This is a genomic window from Ochrobactrum sp. AN78, from assembly GCF_029909885.1.
GTDB classification, from domain to species: domain Bacteria; phylum Pseudomonadota; class Alphaproteobacteria; order Rhizobiales; family Rhizobiaceae; genus Brucella; species Brucella quorumnocens.
The window spans coordinates 175,019-190,665 of the sequence record NZ_JASAMU010000008.1 but is presented as its reverse complement, the minus strand read 5'-3'; the positions used below and the strand labels follow the sequence as shown (position 1 = coordinate 190,665).

Genomic DNA, 15,647 nt, shown 5'->3' with positions numbered 1-15,647 from the left:
GACCCGAACCTGACAGGCTCTGCGACACTGTGAATGTGTTGGAGGCCTCAGCAATATCAAAGCCGCCGCCATGATCGCCAAGGCTGATCGCACGGCTGGTGCTGGTAAAGGCGTTACCGGTTACCTGCAAGGTGCCGCCATCGAGCATCACTGAGGTTGTAAGATCGCCGATATTGTTGTCCCCACCCACCGACAGGGTTCCGCCCAGCAGATTGACGGTACCGACAAAACCCGAATTATCGCCGGTCAAGGTGGTTAAGCCGGCTATCTGGTTGATGGTGCCTGTTCCGGCAATGACCGCATGGAGGGTGGTGCTGTCGGTGATGTTGAAATTGAGGCTTCCGGTGCTGCCGCCGCCAGCGCCGTTGAATTCGATATGATCGACATTGAGCGTTCCGGCGGCCTGGGCAGCGGCACCTTGCGCCGCACCAATATTGACAATGCCGCTGGATCCCGCCTGATAGCCGATCCGCAGCAAGGGGATATTGACGACGCCGCCGTTGGAAACGGTGAGTTCACCAGCACCCAAAAGGCCGACAGTCAAGAAGCTCGCGCCGTCGACGCCGCTGAGCGATGAGCCGGCACCAGAGATACTGGCGCTGCCATGCGAGCCGGCGCGCACACCGATATCTGTTCTCGGGCTGATGACCTGTGCGCCATCGTTGACAATCAGCGCGCCGTCGCCAAAATCGGCAATCCAGATTTTGACATCGGTACTCAGCAGTGATCCCTGGCCGGAAACGGTGACCTGTCCGTAAGCAGGGGGATTCGAGCCGATAATCAGCCCTGCGTCCAACGCTGCCGGATTATAGTCTCCATTCGCATAAAATTTTGCGCCATTGGTGATGTCAATATAGCCATCAGCCCCATTTTGGGCGACGATCACCTGCCGATGGGTGGTAAAAGTTGTGCCGACACCATCAACCGTGAGATGTGCTGTTATCTTCGGCGCCGTCTGGGAATTAGGCCCCTCCCCGACCCAGAGCAGATTCCCTTCAGCGGTTGCTCCACCTGTCATGAAAACGCCAGCATCGGCGTTGATCCCGGGCATTTCTCCGATAAGGACCCCGGTGGAATTGCTATCCGGGACCTGTTGAAAAATCCAAGTGGTGGCGCCCGGCGCCGGACCATTGAAAATCGGCCCATATGAGGTGATGGAGGGTTGGGCAAAGGCTGCGCTCATGCCTGCTATTTGACAAAGAGCCAATGCGGAAACTGAAGCAATGAGGTCAAGATAGCTGCGCGTTCTGAGAGCATCATGCACCACGGGAACCCCTGTCCGCCTCACAACACATCGAAGATATCGGGTTTAACCGCGCATCGATACTTAAGGCACTAATAATTTATACTTATCTAATTTAGATATAATTCGATTAATACACGATCTATTACATCTACGGTTTACTATATTAAATTTTATATAATATCAAAGCCAATTTGTTGGGCTTCCCGAAGCTTGTAGCAAGGCGCCTGCCATGCCTGGGTCATGACCGCAATAACGTGCGGTGAAATCGCCGCCCTGCCCATATCAAGAGGTGATATCGCTAAAGTCTCCGAACAGACATCTGCAGGAAGAGGATGCGCTCTGACCTATTCTTTGATGAAAGAGAAGAGAAGCCCATTGTAATCTGCTAACAAGTAATTGCCTGTTTACGCCCGCAATATTTTAGTTATGTTTTTCTAATACATATATCAAATAAATAGAGAGCTTTTATCATGCCACAATCACATCAGAGATATTTGAATAAATCCACAGTTGACATCATCAGGACAGTTTACAGAGATGAATTGTTCGATGATAAACTACCCATTTCCTTTTCTCCGCTTATCAATGACTATGGTTTGATGGCAGGTGAATTTCTCCCTTCCGAGCAGTCTTCCTACACATGTCATCCATCCCGGATTTTTAACGCTATTACGTCAGGAATATTGTTAAACCAGCTTTGCTTTGTTTATCTTCTGGAGAGCAACATCATCGATCCTGCAGAAGGACGCGGTTCGACCGGGCGCCTCTTGCTCACCAACATATCGATCGATTGCAAGGGGGTTATCAATAACAAGTCGGAACGCGATTATCTGTTCACAATAAACACCTCCAGGAAGGGCAAGCGAGAAACAGGGGAAGTCGAGCTCTCGCTTTCCAAGGGACGTTTCATTGTCCGTTCCAGCATCATCATTGCGGGTCGAAACCACCACTAAACAGCAAGTTCAGGGTGAGAATGCTATGCGTAGAAAAGACTTTTCCAGCGTCGGGCCAGGATTTCAGCTCTATAACGACCTGCTCATCCTTGTGATCCTGGGCTCATCCTTCTCTCTCTAATATCGTCACCAGCAGCGGCTTCCTCGCTTGGAACGGCTTTTACACCTCCAGCAATCAAGCACAGTTAAAGAATAGGGTGAGAACGCGTTCCTCGTCCGCCTCCAAAAACGCAACCGTTCAAATCAAACTCGCGGACATGGTGGCGCTGGGATTGTTCATTTGAAAGCGCCATCATGTCGCTTGTCGGGCGCCACATCTGCGACGCACAAGTGGACACCACGCTGCGCTGCTTACCTTTTCTTCCACGCATTCCAGAAGCGAATTTAGTTCTGAAGCAGGCTTTTGATCAGTGCGTAGGTGGCGGTAACGCGGGCTTCGTTGGGATAATTCTTGTTTGCGAGCACCACCACTCCCAGACGTTCACTTGGGATCATGGCAACATAGCCACCAAAACCGTTGGTAGAGCCGGTTTTATTGAGAATAACATGCTTCTGAGGCGGTAGCGGGGGTTCGATCTTTTCGACAGCTTGTGGCTTCAAGATAAAATCATACCCGTTGCCTTGCACCATCTGTTCCACAGCGACTGGCCACGGATATTGTTCCCAGATCATATCCTGTGTAAACAGGGCCGTCTTGTATTGGCCTTGCTGCGTGCGGTGGATTGCTTCCTGCAACTTATGTGAGACAGTAACCGCTCCCATCTCGATATCAAGAAGTCTGAGCATGTCACGGGCGCTCGATTTTACACCATAGGCCTCAGCATCCAGAACGCCCGGCGTAACTCTGATGGGAGCGTCAGTCTTGCGATCATAACCAAAGGCGTAGCTGTCCATCTTGTCGCTGGGTATGTCTATCCAGCTATTGCGAAGGCCGAGCGCCGGAAACAGCATTGTTTGCACAGCCTCTCTGTAATCGCTCGCCAAGGCTTTGCCACTAATATAGCCAAGCATTCCAATACTGATATTAGAATAGCTCCGCGCACCCGGATCGGAGGGCCGCCATTCTTTCAACCAGTTCACCAGGCCGGCTATGTCACTGACCTTTTCTGGTACCTGCAACGGCAGGCCGCCCGAATGATGGGTGGCAAGGTCCATCAGTGTGAGTTTATCGCCGATTGTGCATTTGTCGTCGCAAAGATGATGGGCCATTGTTTCATTGAGATTGAGGTCCCCACGGTGTTCAGCCCAGGCTGCGAGGGTGGCGGTGAAGATCTTGCTGATGGAGCCAAGTTCAAAAAGCGTATCAGGCGTCACGGGACTTTGTTGCTCGCGCTGCGCCAATCCTGTCGCATAGAATTCATGAACACCGTCTCGTGTTATGCCGACAATCAGACCTGGGACATTAAACTCTTGCACAATGGGCGCAAAGGCTGCCTGCGCTTTGGATTGAAAATCATTGGCCATCACCAGCGTGGGATCAAACGCCACGAGAACCGGAATCAGCTTGAGCGATAGCGAGGACAGCTTCATTTTGCAGCTCCATAAGACCGAAAGTGATTATATGCATTGTCGCTAACCCGCCCCGTGAGGCAAAGTTAAGGCGATAGCGTCCGGTCGTGCTGAAAGGCTCTGGATAAACAAAGCTGATCGCCGTCATGGAACGGCTGCCGGACAGGTTCCTGCTCATCCAGTCACAGAAGTGATCTATCCCAGGTCATTGCAGGGCCATGCTCTATCCGGTCGGTGTTTGTGTCCAGGCCCAAAGAGAACCAGATGCTTGGCGCGCGGCAGTTTGAGGTGAAATAGTTCCCGCAACGTTGCGGGAAGTCGCTTTCCTGTGCATGCAAATGTTTGGGCGAATTCTCATATTGTATCGCCGATGAACAGATTTCTAGCGGATCCTTGAAATGAGCCCGCAGACAGTCACAAAAATCCTAGTCCGTACATTCCTGGTTACACTTGGCTGGAGCCTTTATCTCGTTTTGATCGAGGCCTTGTAAATGCTCGACCGCAGTCAGCAGGCAAACGATGGGAAAAAGGGGCCGGCAAGCCTTTCACCCTCCATTGGTCGTTTTGATCTGCAACCCATGTTGGTGAACGATCAAAAGTCTCGACGCTCTCCGCGATGAACCCAGTGCCTTGTGACAAGCGTGGTCGTTCGAAATGGCCCTGAGCGCAGCCAGAGGAGCGGAACCAACCGGTGGGAGAGAATGGGTCGCTCGTGGTTGCGATCCTCCGCGCAGTATGCCGGCTTTTCCACTCGATCCGCATTATGACGGCAGATTGAACAGCTGGGACGGAAGATCGGCTTCAACGGCTTCGACTGTGGCCCTGTAAGAAGTGACCAGCAATCCCGGCTGCAGATATTTGCTCGCAAGACATCAAAGCCCAGCAAAGATGCGGAACGCTATCCTGAAACTTGTATTTGCTCTGAGAGCGAGACCGACATAGACACAAGCGGATTTCATCGTCTCCCGGATTCTATTCGTATTTATGAAGAAAATTGTTCTGATCTTATCCCTCGCATTGCTCCCGCTTTTCAGTGGTGTCCTGCTACTGACCGGTGTCGAGACCACGCATCGCGAACACCGCACCGATTACAGTTTTTTCATTAAGCAACAGCCGTCACGACAAGTGTTCTTCGAAAACCCGATTGTTTGTGGAGAATGCGACGTTGAAATTTATGAGAGATTACCACTGTCTCGCCTCGAGGAAATTCAGAGCTTTTGCCGTCACCGCTTCGGTCTCGACAACTTGCGGATGTGCCATGCGATATTCGCAGAAGAGCAACGACAAGCACACACACCCACGCAGGACCTGGATGCAATCGAGCAGGTCGCTGCGCGCTTTCTCAACAACAGCAATATTGAAAACGGTACGAATTTTTTGTTTCCGTCCATCAACGACAAAACCGTTGTGAAGGAATGCGCACGACCACTCAGTGCAAAATGGCGGGAAGATGCTGATCAGAAAAAACGCGTCGTTGTGAATTGCGAAGAGACAAATCAGCCTGCGCCGGAGAACCGCTGGTCCGTCACACTATCCGTCGTCAATGATCGTTGACCGTATCAACCGTCAACAGATCACACCGCACCGGGAAGAGGAGCGGTAAAGCCGTCGCACGCAAGCTCCGTCAGGAACGCAGGTTAGAAATCGGGTTGCCGGCTGAGGTTAGGGAACTGGCCGGAGACAGTGTTGCGGGCTTCGTCGATGGTCGAAGCATCATTGTTGGTGGGCGCCGCTTCGTTGAAAGACAAACTCGGGCTCCTTTCCGCGAATTCCCCAGCACAGAAACGGGGCGTCCTTGGTTGCAGTCGCGATTGACGGCAAGATTGCGAGTTATATCATCATGGCGGATCCGTTACGCGGCGGCGTCACGCAGACGCTACGCGGTTTACATAAGGACGGCGTCAAGCGCATCGTTCTGGCGACAGGTGACAGTGCTGCGGTAGCCAAACGCGTCACCCGAGGACTGGAACTCGATGCGATCTACGCTGGACTTTCAGCGGATCAAAAAGTGCTGACCGTGCTCAGCGAACGCAAGGCCGGGCCTGTCATGATGGTTGGTGACGGTGTCAACGATGCGCCTGCGCTTTCGGCGGCAGACGTCGGGGTTGCGACGGGCGCCAAGGCAACGGCAGCGGCGGCGGACGCAGCCGACGTCGTTCTGCTCGTTGACAGCATAGACAGGCTTCGCGCAGGAATGGAGATCGCAAAGCGCTCAAGACGCATTGCTATCGAAAGTGTTTTGGGGGGTATCGGCCTATCAGTTATTTGAATGGTCGTCGCAGCGTTAGGCTATCTGTTGCCGGTCCAGGGTGCATTGCTCCAGGAGGGGATTGACGTCGCTGTAATCCTGAATGCGCTTCGCGCGTTGAGAATCTCGCCAGCCATTGGTAAGAGGTCGCAACGCGACCTGAATAAGCTTTTACGCCAGGGTCCTTATCGATAATTCCAACCGTTCAACGACGAGGAGAGGAACCTGCTACGATAGCTTTATACCGGCCACCTGTTGCAGCGCTGATACCGAACAAATTTCTATCGAACCTGAATCATGCGACACAATGAGGCCAAGTTTACGCAGCCTTGTGAAACTCCTGCTCACGGTTTCAACAGTCAGCCCCAGAAAGTCCGCTATATCCTGGCGGGGCATCGCTATGGGAACAAATTTCGATTCTGGTTTCTGCTGATAAAGAAGGAGGATAAAGCAAGATAACTTCTCAACTGATGACAGACTACCCAGAATAACCTGCAGAGAATTTGATCTTCTCAGTAGATTTCGGGTTTCCTTCTGCAAGGCTAGCCATGCGACTTCATTGCATCTGACAAACGCCTGCAGCTTGTGTTAAGAGAGCGATGTCAATTTGCTCTCGACAACCGTCTCAACGCTTTTTGAATAGGAGCCGCTATCAACGAGCCCGATGAAATCGTTAGGGAACAAGAAATGCGTTATCTGTCGTCTGCCATCTGACAAAAATCTGAAAGCCCTCAGTAATCCGTCGTTGACCATATAAACGCGACGTATCTCTTCACCTTCGCTTACCACAGTATAATTCTGAGTGAATGTTTTGACAGAGCCATCGCATTGAATGAATGCGCTCCCCATGGCAATTTCGCGAAACACGGTTCATTATCCCCTTTATTCGATCGGACCATATCCCGGCCCTGTGGCGGCGTCCATGAGACAGGTTTGAGACGTTCACAATCGCAGTCGCTCCATCTCGGGAACCTATCATTGCGATATTACCCTGATAGATGAGGGCCGTCCTTGACGTGTCGCAAACTCTCTGAGCGAACCAAATAATTTTGAAAATGCCGGCCTGACAGGTCTGGTTTCAGGAACGCCGTCCGTCCCAAGCCCTTCGAGCAGGGTGAATGAAGGGGATAATGCGGAGAAAACGCGTCGATGATGGTTTGGTTGACTTTGATCACGCGTATCTCCCTTCAACGAGACAAGATCAATGCAAGTCCCGCCACAACAAATATTGCGCCAAGCCAAGCTCCCGTATTTGGCTTCTGACCGGTCCGCAGCCATAACATTGGAAGAATAATGACTGGCGTTGTTGCTGAAATTGTTGAAACTATACCGGTCTCTCCACCTGAGAGAGCGAACAGCATCAGCGTCATACCCATGGCCAGCGCGAGAATACCCGACAGTGCAGTCATGGATGCCACGTGGATAGTCATACGGTTGCGCGGTCGAACAACTGACAGCGGAAACGCGGAGAGAACACTGAGGCAGCAAGCCGCCGTGCCAACACGCAGCAGTGAGGCGAGAAATGGATCGATGCCACTTTCCATCACCGGTCGTACGATGATTGATCCAACTGCCTGACCCGTCGCAGCCAGAAGACCCAATGATATTCCCACCGTCCAGGAACCATGTACCGTTTCCAGCGCATGAGTGATCACACGGCGACTATTGAAAAATATCGCAAAGCAGACCCCAACAATCGTTAGGGTGATACCTGCAACCAACCGAAGCGTCAGTTCCTCCCCCAGCACGCCCCATCCAAGAAACGCAGCAATCGGGGCATTCATAGCAAATAAAATCCCTGCTCGGCGTGGCCCCAATCTGTTGAGGGTTGCAAAGAGCATGGTATCGCCAAGGAATATGCCTATCACGCCAGAAAGAAAGAGAGGGATTGCAGTGGCAAAGGATAATTGATGCCAGGTTCCGGTGGCCACCACGTAGATCATCAGCAAAAAACTAACAAATATCTGGCGCATCTGATTGAATGTGAACGCACCGAGATGACCGGCAGGTCCAGCGGAAATCAGACCGGTTAGAGCCCAGCATATAGCGGCTCCTAAGGCTGCCAGTTCATAAATAGGCATAGCGACCCCTGGAAAACCTGAAGCTTCCAATTTTTGACGTGACGTACTGAGTTGCAGCTTCACTTATCGGAGGCCGGCAGCGATGGCAATCATGCAGCAAAGCCTGTGACAAGGGGAAGACGAAATTGTCATGCCGTCCACTTCCTCAATATAAACAGCATGTATTTATGCTCAGAACGCATAAATCCCATAACCAATTGGCGTTTGTTAATTCGAATGCGAGCTTTCAATATTCATATCAACAAAAGCACTGAGCTAAAAAGCCAGAGGGAACGTAATGATAAAGTCTTTGATCGCAGACCCAGGAAAACTGGAAATCGTGCCGCCGCGTCATTGGGCAACGAAAGCTCTCGCAGTTGCTTGCGTCCTCGCGGTCCTGTTTCTTGTCCGAGCTTTCTGGAAGGGTGACATAGCCTGGCAATATGTCTCTGCCAATCTATTTGCGCCAGCGGTCCTCTCCGGTGTCGTCAATACCATCATCATGACGTTCTGCGCGATGGGGCTTGGCATATTGCTTGGCGTCGTGGCGGCGATGATGCGTATGTCGGATAATGGTGTGCTGCGCAGCATCTCGATTGGCTATATTTGGTTGTTTCGCGGAATTCCAGCTCTGCTTCAACTGCTTTTGTGGTTCAACCTGGCACTTATTTTTCCAACAATTGGTATTCCGGGGCTTTTTTCTGTCAAGACTGTCGAGATTATGACCCCTTTTGTGGCGGCTTTTCTGGGGCTGGGAATCCAGCAGGGCGCCTATACTGCCGAGGTTGTAAGAGCCGGTATTATGTCCATTGATAAGGGGCAAACAGAAGCCGCACAATCGATCGGAATGACCAGCCTTCGGTCTATGGTCAAGATCGTTCTCCCGCAAGCCATGCGTGTGATCGTTCCGCCAATTGGCAATGAAACAATCGGTATGGTGAAGTTGACATCGCTTGCAAGCGTTATCCAGTATTCAGAAGTGCTTCGAAGCGTTGAAGATATTTATTATGTCAACTCACGCGTCATCGAACTGCTCATCGTTGCTGCCATTTGGTACATGGTGGTCGTTACAGTCCTGAGTATTATCCAGCTCTATATCGAGCGGCATTTTTCGAAAGGGTGGGGAAGACGCAATCCAAGGCAGCAGATTGTTCAGGTGACTGCCGGAGAGGAAGCGTGATGGAACCGATCATTCATGCTCGTGGACTTCAAAAATATTACGACAGCTTTCACGTCCTCAAAGATATCAACTTTGATATTCATAAAGGAGAAGTGGTTTGCATCATTGGTCCTTCCGGATCAGGAAAGAGCACCTTTCTGCGCTGTATAAATCAGCTTGAGAAGGTCAATTCCGGTTATATTTCAGTCGATGGTGAAATTGTTGGCTTCAGGCTTGACGACACAAAACTCTATCCCCTCAGCGACAAGCAAAAGGCGAAACAGCGCCAAGCTGTTGGCATGGTCTTTCAGCGGTTCCATCTTTTTCCGCATCTAACCGTTCTGCAAAACATAATCGCCGGCCCCACCGGCGTGCAAAAGCGACCAAAGTCGGAATGTGTTGAGGAAGCACAGCAATTGCTCAACCGCGTCGGACTTTTGGATAAAGCGGATTCCTATCCGGCTGAACTGTCAGGCGGACAACAACAGCGAGTTGCTATTGCCCGAGCCCTCGCCATGCGCCCCAAAGCCATGCTGTTTGATGAGCCGACTTCGGCACTCGACCCGGAACTTGTTGGTGAAGTGTTGGGCGTGATGAAAGAACTTGCCGCATCGGGCACAACAATGATCGTGGTCACCCACGAAATTGGCTTCTGCCGCGAGGTGGCCGATCGTGTGATCTTTATGGACGAAGGCCGTATTGTTGAAACAGGAACCCCTGATCAGGTGCTCAATAATCCGACAAATCCGCGCATCCGAAATTTTGTGTCGGCAGTCCTATAACAAACAATAATCACTTAAGAGGAGAACATCATGAAGCTTACCACCCTCGTTGCCACAGCGATGACTCTGCTATCGGCATCTGTCGCGATGGCAGACAACAATCTCAATCTGATCAATGAAGGCGAACTGCGCGTCCTGGTCAATCCCATTTACCCACCAATGGAATACGTCAATCCGGAGACCGGGACGCTTGATGGCTTTGATATTGATCTCATCAATGCGGTGGCAAAGAGGCTCAACCTGAATGTCCTTCTTGTAACCTCTGCATTTCAGGAGCTGCAAAGCGGACTGCAAACGGGACGCGGTGACATTATCGTTTCCGGCATGAGCGACAATCCCAAGCGGCAGGAAAGCATGGATTTCGTCGATTACCTGACGAGTGGCCCTATTCTCTTCACGACCAACGCAAATGCGGCCCAATATAAGAACCCAGAGGATCTTTGCGGGAAGAAAGTTGCAGGAAGCCGCAGCACGACCTTCGGAACCAATGTCACCGACTGGAGCAAAGACAATTGTGTTGCCAAGGGAAAACCAGCCATCGTGTTTGAAGGCACCGCCGATTCCAATGCTGCGCGTCTGGGGATGAAGCAAGGCCGTTATGATGCGGTGGTACAGGGAATTGAAACCATCGCCTATCAGATGCGTCTCGAGCCCGATACGTTTACCCTTGTCGGCGACCCATTGCTGAGCAATGACACATTCGGCATGGGCTTTAAGAAGTCAAATACCGCTCTGCGCGATGCGGTTGCGAAAGCGCTTGACGCCGTTATCAAAGATGGCACTTACGCTGAAATTCTTAAGAAGTGGGGCTTGACCCACAACGCCGTCGAAAAGGCCATCATCAACGGCGTCAAGTAAGCCTCAACGAAGTTTAACGCGATCAGGAACAAACCAACGGAACGCGATAGCGCGTTCCGCAGGTTCACTGTGCGCACAATTTAAGTCACTGCAAACAAGCTAGCGAGCGTCTCAATGCTGCGGTCTTCCCTATATCAAAGTTCAATTCTCTGGCCAGAAGCGCGGCGCTCAGCGGTGGCTCTAGCCTTTGACGTGGATGGCCCGACCGGAGACGCAATGCTTGACGGCTCGCTGCGGGACAATCCGCGATATTTTACGCAAGGTGCCTATGGCCCGTGGAAAGCTCTGCCACGCCTTTTGGAACTGCTGGCCAGATATGAGCTGAAAGCAACTTTCTTCATTCCAAGCTGGGTTATTTTGCATTGGACCGAGCAGTGTGTCCGCCTTGTCGCGGAGGGACACGAAGTTGCCTATCACGGCCATCGGCACGAGGTTTTTATAGACTGCACGCCTCAGCAACAGCTCGATATTATGGAAGCCTCCAAGGAAATTTTCCAACGCTATCTTGGCGTGAAACCGGTTGGTTTCCGCACACCGTCTGGAGACTGGAGCAATGAAACGGCGGAATTGCTAAAAGCCTTTGGCATCGTTTACTCGAGCTCGATGCGTGGCGATGACAGGCCGTACTTTCACGAGACACTCTTGCCCGGCCCCGGCCTGGTTGAGATCCCGGCCCGATGGGATATCGATGACTATACTGCGCTCGCCTATACGGAAGAACCCGATTTTCCGATAGGGCTCGACCGCATTTCCGACTACCGGACGGTTGAAGCCAATTGGAAAGCCGAGTTCGAAGGCTATCATCGTGAAGGTCTGTGCTGGACAACCATACTTCACCCCAAGGTTTGCGCCCGTCCGGGACGTCTTTCAATCCTTGAAGGTCTTTTTCACGCGATCAGAGCGCATGGTGATGACGTGTGGTGCGCACGCCTCTCGGAAATTGCGCAATGGTGGATAGCAGCAAACCGCGCACCATCAGGCAGGGTCACAAGCTAATGACTGCACGGTCAAATTCTCATCTCACAAATGTCGGTGGGCCACATTCGTTCTGGCCTGAAGGCAAATGCTGCGCCGCTTCAATTTCGGTTCTGTTCAGTGATGGGCTGGATGCCCTCGCCGCATCGCCTGATCTTGCGGAAAGAAACAAAAGCTTCTCTGTATGGAAATATGGATCAGCGCGTGGTGTCGAACGCCTGTGCCGTACTTTCGAAAACAGAAAATTAGCGGCGAGCTGGTTCGTCCCAGCGACGCTCATCCAGACACATCAAACACTTCTTCGCGATATAAGCGCCATCGGACATGACTTCGCCAGCCATGGCCTGACAATCGAGCGTTACGATCTCTTCAGTCCGCAGCAATCGCTGGACCGCGTCAGGCAGTCGAAATCCCTTCTTGAGACCTGCCTTGGTCAGGAGATCACAGGCTTTCGCCTGCCGGCAGGAAATTGGCCTCACGGATTTGACCGGATACTGCTTGAGGCTGGCTTTCAGTGGTCAGCATCGTTGAACGGCGATGACATACCATTCCTCCATCCATCGCGGCTGCTGGAAATCCCCGTGCATGTCGAACTTGATGACCGCCCCTATTTCCAGTTCAACTTCACACCAGCCTTTCCAAAGGGCCAGAGCAGGCTTCCGGCATATGAAGGGGTTCTGGCAAACTGGAAAGCTGAATTCGATGCCTATCATCGATATGGCGGCTGCTTTGTCCTGCAAATCCATCCGGAATGGAGCGGCACGCCGGGCAGGATCAGCATCATTGAAGAGATAATTGACTACATCGGGAGTCATGACGATGTCTGGTTTGCGACAGCATCTGAAATTGCAGAATGGTGCCTTGAGCACGTGCGGCCTTCGCCACCGCAACATCCGATAAACGTCTACGAAGATTACGTGCAGGAGACCGCACAATGATCACAGATGTGCTTGCAGGTCTTCTCACAGAAACCTCCGAACGCGCCTTTTCGGAAGCGACAATCGGCAAAACAAAAACACATATTCTCGATACGATTGGGGTGTCTCTTGCGGGAGCACGATCATTCGAAACACAAAAAATGCGGGAAGTACTGCTACCATCGCGCGGTGAAGGTTATTGTGGGGTCTGGGGAACATCTTACTCCACCAACGCCCGCACCGCAGCGTTAATCAATGGCGTCTCAGCTCATGCCTATGAACTCGATGACAGTGGTGGCTGCGATCATTCGGGTGCTGTCGTGCTTCCCGCGGCAATTGCTGCTCTTGCAGATATTACCGAGCCTGTGACCGGAGCTGCCTTTCTGCGCAGTATTATTCTGGGCTATGAGGTCGGTCGCCGTGTGCTGGAGGCCGCGGGCGGCTATGAGACCCATAACGGTCTGGGCTGGCACTCAACGGGCACCTGTGGGGTATTTGGGGCAACGGTCGCAGTTGGCTCTCTTCTTAAACTCGAAAGGCATGCTCTTTCCTCGGCGCTTGGCACGGCCTGTTCATTCGCTGCAGGGACATGGGCTTTCATCGGCAACGGAAGCTCTGCGAAAAAGCTGCATGCAGGTCGCGCCGCCGAAGCCGGGATTCTCGCCGCGTTTCTGGCACGGAGCGACTTTCAGGGACCAGCGGCGGTGTTTGAACCCGATCATTGGGGAAGCTTTTTTGCAACCTATTGCGGAAACCACGCTGACCCGCAGAAACTTATAGGCGATTATGGTGTGTTCTGGCGTATCAATCGCTGTTCGATCAAGCCCTATGCAACGTGTCGGGGGACGCACTCCGCGATTGACGCTATCAACTTGATTTTCGCGAAAACCGGATTGCGCGCCTCCAATGTGGCGAAGATTGACGTCGGTATGAGTGCCTTTCAGTTTGCAATGTGCGGCAGCAAGCGAGTCACGTCGCGTGCACAGGCGCAGATGAGCCTGCCTTACGCAGTGGCCGCCAGACTGCATTATGGCAAGGTTTTTCTAGATGAGCTTGCCCACAATGCCTGGGAAGCGCCAGAAATTACAGCCTGGCTCGACAAATTCACCATAGCCATCGACAAAACAATGGCCGACGAAGATGAGCCGGAAATCACGATTATTACCCATGATGAGCAGGAGCACCGGCAAAGGGTTGAAACTCCTCTTGGCGGCCCGGACAATCCTCTTTCTGTTGAGCAGATCATGGGAAAGTATCACGACCTTAGCAAAGGCATACTGCCACCGAAGCAGATTGACGCCATACAGGAACTGATCACCGATCTTCAAGACGTGCCGGACGTCCGGGCGCTTCTTCCCCTCCTGCAATCCCCCATGCAAAACTGAGGACAATGTCAGATGTCAACCGATATGGCTTCAACCTGGTCACCACTGTTTAAAGAAGCAGTTGCTGACGATTTCCGCGATTTTCATGAATGCCTCGATCAGGACAAACGCCTTGCGTTGCATGATGTTCATGGCTCGCGGGTCCACGCTGACATGTTGACGCGTGCGGGAATTTTAACGCAGAAAGAAAACCTGGCGATCCAGTCCGGTCTCAATGCAATCGCTGAGGAAATGCAATCAGGAGAATTTGTCTGGAAAAAAGAGCTCGAAGACGTTCATATGAACGTTGAGAAACGCCTGACCGAGCTTGTGGGTGAGCCCGGCAAGAAACTTCACACGGCACGCTCGCGCAACGATCAGGTAGCAACGGATATACGCCTTTACGCGCGCAGCGAGCTCGAAAAGCTTGATACGGAGATTTCGGGCCTTCTTCGTGCACTTGTTGATCTTGCCGAACAGCAAGCGGAAACCATTATGCCCGGCTTCACGCATCTTCAGGTGGCACAGCCGATTACATTTGGCCATCATATAATGGCTTATACCGAGATGTTTCTGCGTGACCGTCAACGGGTGAGAGAAGCGCGTGAGCGCCTCAACATCTCGCCTCTGGGTGCTGCCGCGCTCGCCGGAACCGGCTTTCCTATCGACCCCGCGTTCAGCGCCACAAAGCTCGGCTTCAACGCAGCGTTCCGAAATTCCCTTGATGCCGTCTCCGACCGCGATTACGTCGTGGATATCTGTAGTCTTGGCGCGATCATCATGGGGCATCTTTCACGACTATCGGAAGAAATCATTCTCTGGTGTACTCCGATGTTCGACTTCATTGAGGTGGGTGACCGATTCTGCACCGGATCTTCGATCATGCCACAGAAGCGTAATCCGGATCTGGCTGAACTGTTACGCGGCAAGGCCGCGAGACTGATTGGGAACCTCGCTTTCTCCGCCTCGCTGATGAAAAGTCAGCCACTTGCCTTCAACAAAGATCAGCAGGAATCCAAGCCTCCGCTTACAGACAGTCTTGAAACAGTCCGCGGTGCGGTATCTGTGACAACGCAGATGATCCCTTCGATAAAGGTGAAGAAAGAGAAAATGCTTCTCGCAGCAGATCAGGGTTATTCAACGGCAACAGACCTCGCAGATTACCTTGTGCGTGCCGGCCTGCCTTTCCGCGATGCCCACCACGCGGTTGCCGCTATCGTCGGTTGTGCCCGGGAAAAGGAGCTGAATACGCTGTCAGATTTGTCCCTGGCACAAATGCAGGCTTTTGCCTCTGTGATCAAAGAAGACGTATTTGATGTTCTATCGGTGACAGGCTCGGTTGCGAGCCGCGATCATCGGGGCGGCACCGCTCCGAAACAGGTGCATGCTGCTATAGCGGAAGTTCGTGATTTGCTTTAATTCTAGAGGTTGTGGGACGATCCGACGCCCCACAACCATGGTTCACCTGTTTGTTGAATTCAATAGCTATCGGAAATCAACCTCAAGCTCTGGTACGTGATGCGATAATGTTCGCCTTTCCTGGCCGATAATGATAGGCTGGGTGGCTTCCTCAATC

The 15,647-nt window shown here is 52.2% G+C and carries 13 protein-coding genes and 2 pseudogenes; 10 read left to right on the top strand and 5 right to left on the bottom strand.

The annotated features are described in order from the left end of the window. Positions 1 to 1,051 (bottom strand): annotated as a pseudogene (locus QBD00_RS16300) (hypothetical protein); the annotation flags it as partial. 737 nt (positions 1,052 to 1,788) lie between these two features. Here QBD00_RS16300 and QBD00_RS16295 point away from each other — a divergent pair. Then, on the top strand, positions 1,789 to 2,199 hold the full coding sequence (locus tag QBD00_RS16295) for a hypothetical protein (RefSeq protein ID WP_318580038.1): 411 nt from the start codon (positions 1,789 to 1,791) through the stop codon (positions 2,197 to 2,199). Between the two features lie 384 nt (positions 2,200 to 2,583). Here QBD00_RS16295 and ampC read toward each other — a convergent pair whose 3' ends face one another. Beyond that, positions 2,584 to 3,729: a class C beta-lactamase gene (ampC, locus tag QBD00_RS16290; RefSeq protein ID WP_151095990.1), complete on the bottom strand. Its 1,146-nt coding sequence runs from the start codon at positions 3,727 to 3,729 to the stop codon at positions 2,584 to 2,586. A gap of 963 nt (positions 3,730 to 4,692) precedes the next feature. Here ampC and QBD00_RS16285 point away from each other — a divergent pair. After that, complete coding sequence (locus QBD00_RS16285; RefSeq protein WP_151095987.1) at positions 4,693 to 5,262, top strand: hypothetical protein; 570 nt, start codon at positions 4,693 to 4,695, stop codon at positions 5,260 to 5,262. A gap of 95 nt (positions 5,263 to 5,357) precedes the next feature. Next, a pseudogene (locus QBD00_RS16280) lies at positions 5,358 to 6,151 on the top strand (HAD-IC family P-type ATPase); the annotation flags it as partial. A 33-nt stretch (positions 6,152 to 6,184) separates the two neighbouring features. Here QBD00_RS16280 and QBD00_RS16275 read toward each other — a convergent pair. From QBD00_RS16275 to QBD00_RS16265, 3 genes are all read right to left on the bottom strand, one after another. Continuing rightward, complete coding sequence (locus QBD00_RS16275; RefSeq protein ID WP_318580037.1) at positions 6,185 to 6,496, bottom strand: helix-turn-helix domain-containing protein; 312 nt, start codon at positions 6,494 to 6,496, stop codon at positions 6,185 to 6,187. Positions 6,497 to 6,544: 48 nt separating this feature from the next. Then, positions 6,545 to 6,805: a cyclic nucleotide-binding domain-containing protein gene (locus QBD00_RS16270; protein ID WP_318580042.1), complete on the bottom strand. Its 261-nt coding sequence runs from the start codon at positions 6,803 to 6,805 to the stop codon at positions 6,545 to 6,547. 338 nt (positions 6,806 to 7,143) lie between these two features. Continuing rightward, positions 7,144 to 8,037 (bottom strand): DMT family transporter, encoded by an 894-nt coding sequence (locus QBD00_RS16265; protein WP_191794018.1) that lies wholly within the window; start codon positions 8,035 to 8,037, stop codon positions 7,144 to 7,146. A 277-nt stretch (positions 8,038 to 8,314) separates the two neighbouring features. Between QBD00_RS16265 and QBD00_RS16260 the strand changes: the two genes are divergently transcribed. The 7 genes from QBD00_RS16260 (at position 8,315) to argH (ending at position 15,490) form a co-directional block, all read left to right on the top strand. Further along, a complete protein-coding gene (locus QBD00_RS16260) occupies positions 8,315 to 9,196 on the top strand; it encodes an amino acid ABC transporter permease (RefSeq protein WP_151095981.1) in 882 nt (293 codons plus the stop codon). Further along, a complete protein-coding gene (locus QBD00_RS16255) occupies positions 9,196 to 9,957 on the top strand; it encodes an amino acid ABC transporter ATP-binding protein (RefSeq protein ID WP_151095979.1) in 762 nt (253 codons plus the stop codon). Before QBD00_RS16260 ends, QBD00_RS16255 begins: the two co-directional genes overlap by 1 nt. Before the next feature lie 30 nt (positions 9,958 to 9,987). Beyond that, the gene (locus tag QBD00_RS16250) at positions 9,988 to 10,815 is read left to right on the top strand and encodes an ABC transporter substrate-binding protein (protein ID WP_318580036.1); all 828 of its coding nucleotides are present in this window, start codon (positions 9,988 to 9,990) and stop codon (positions 10,813 to 10,815) included. Between the two features lie 216 nt (positions 10,816 to 11,031). Then, a complete protein-coding gene (locus QBD00_RS16245; RefSeq protein ID WP_235902046.1) occupies positions 11,032 to 11,811 on the top strand; it encodes a polysaccharide deacetylase family protein in 780 nt (259 codons plus the stop codon). Further along, the gene (locus QBD00_RS16240; protein WP_151095971.1) at positions 11,811 to 12,728 is read left to right on the top strand and encodes a polysaccharide deacetylase family protein; all 918 of its coding nucleotides are present in this window, start codon (positions 11,811 to 11,813) and stop codon (positions 12,726 to 12,728) included. The genes QBD00_RS16245 and QBD00_RS16240 overlap by 1 nt, the downstream gene beginning before the upstream one ends. Beyond that, positions 12,725 to 14,092, top strand: a complete 1,368-nt coding sequence (locus tag QBD00_RS16235; RefSeq protein WP_151095968.1) for an MmgE/PrpD family protein — start codon at positions 12,725 to 12,727, stop codon at positions 14,090 to 14,092. The genes QBD00_RS16240 and QBD00_RS16235 overlap by 4 nt, the downstream gene beginning before the upstream one ends. A gap of 12 nt (positions 14,093 to 14,104) precedes the next feature. Next, a complete protein-coding gene (gene argH / locus QBD00_RS16230) occupies positions 14,105 to 15,490 on the top strand; it encodes an argininosuccinate lyase (RefSeq protein WP_151095965.1) in 1,386 nt (461 codons plus the stop codon). The last annotated feature ends 157 nt before the right edge of the window (positions 15,491 to 15,647 follow it).

Coding starts and splice junctions, on each gene's coding strand:
- ampC (WP_151095990.1), bottom strand. CDS start 3,729: ATGAAGCTGTCCTCGCTATCGCTCAAGCTGATTCCGGTTCTCGTGGCG.
- QBD00_RS16285 (WP_151095987.1), top strand. CDS start 4,693: ATGAAGAAAATTGTTCTGATCTTATCCCTCGCATTGCTCCCGCTTTTC.
- QBD00_RS16270 (WP_318580042.1), bottom strand. CDS start 6,805: ATGGGGAGCGCATTCATTCAATGCGATGGCTCTGTCAAAACATTCACT.
- QBD00_RS16265 (WP_191794018.1), bottom strand. CDS start 8,037: ATGCCTATTTATGAACTGGCAGCCTTAGGAGCCGCTATATGCTGGGCT.
- QBD00_RS16260 (WP_151095981.1), top strand. CDS start 8,315: ATGATAAAGTCTTTGATCGCAGACCCAGGAAAACTGGAAATCGTGCCG.
- QBD00_RS16255 (WP_151095979.1), top strand. CDS start 9,196: ATGGAACCGATCATTCATGCTCGTGGACTTCAAAAATATTACGACAGC.
- QBD00_RS16250 (WP_318580036.1), top strand. CDS start 9,988: ATGAAGCTTACCACCCTCGTTGCCACAGCGATGACTCTGCTATCGGCA.
- QBD00_RS16245 (WP_235902046.1), top strand. CDS start 11,032: ATGCTTGACGGCTCGCTGCGGGACAATCCGCGATATTTTACGCAAGGT.
- QBD00_RS16240 (WP_151095971.1), top strand. CDS start 11,811: ATGACTGCACGGTCAAATTCTCATCTCACAAATGTCGGTGGGCCACAT.
- QBD00_RS16235 (WP_151095968.1), top strand. CDS start 12,725: ATGATCACAGATGTGCTTGCAGGTCTTCTCACAGAAACCTCCGAACGC.
- argH (WP_151095965.1), top strand. CDS start 14,105: ATGTCAACCGATATGGCTTCAACCTGGTCACCACTGTTTAAAGAAGCA.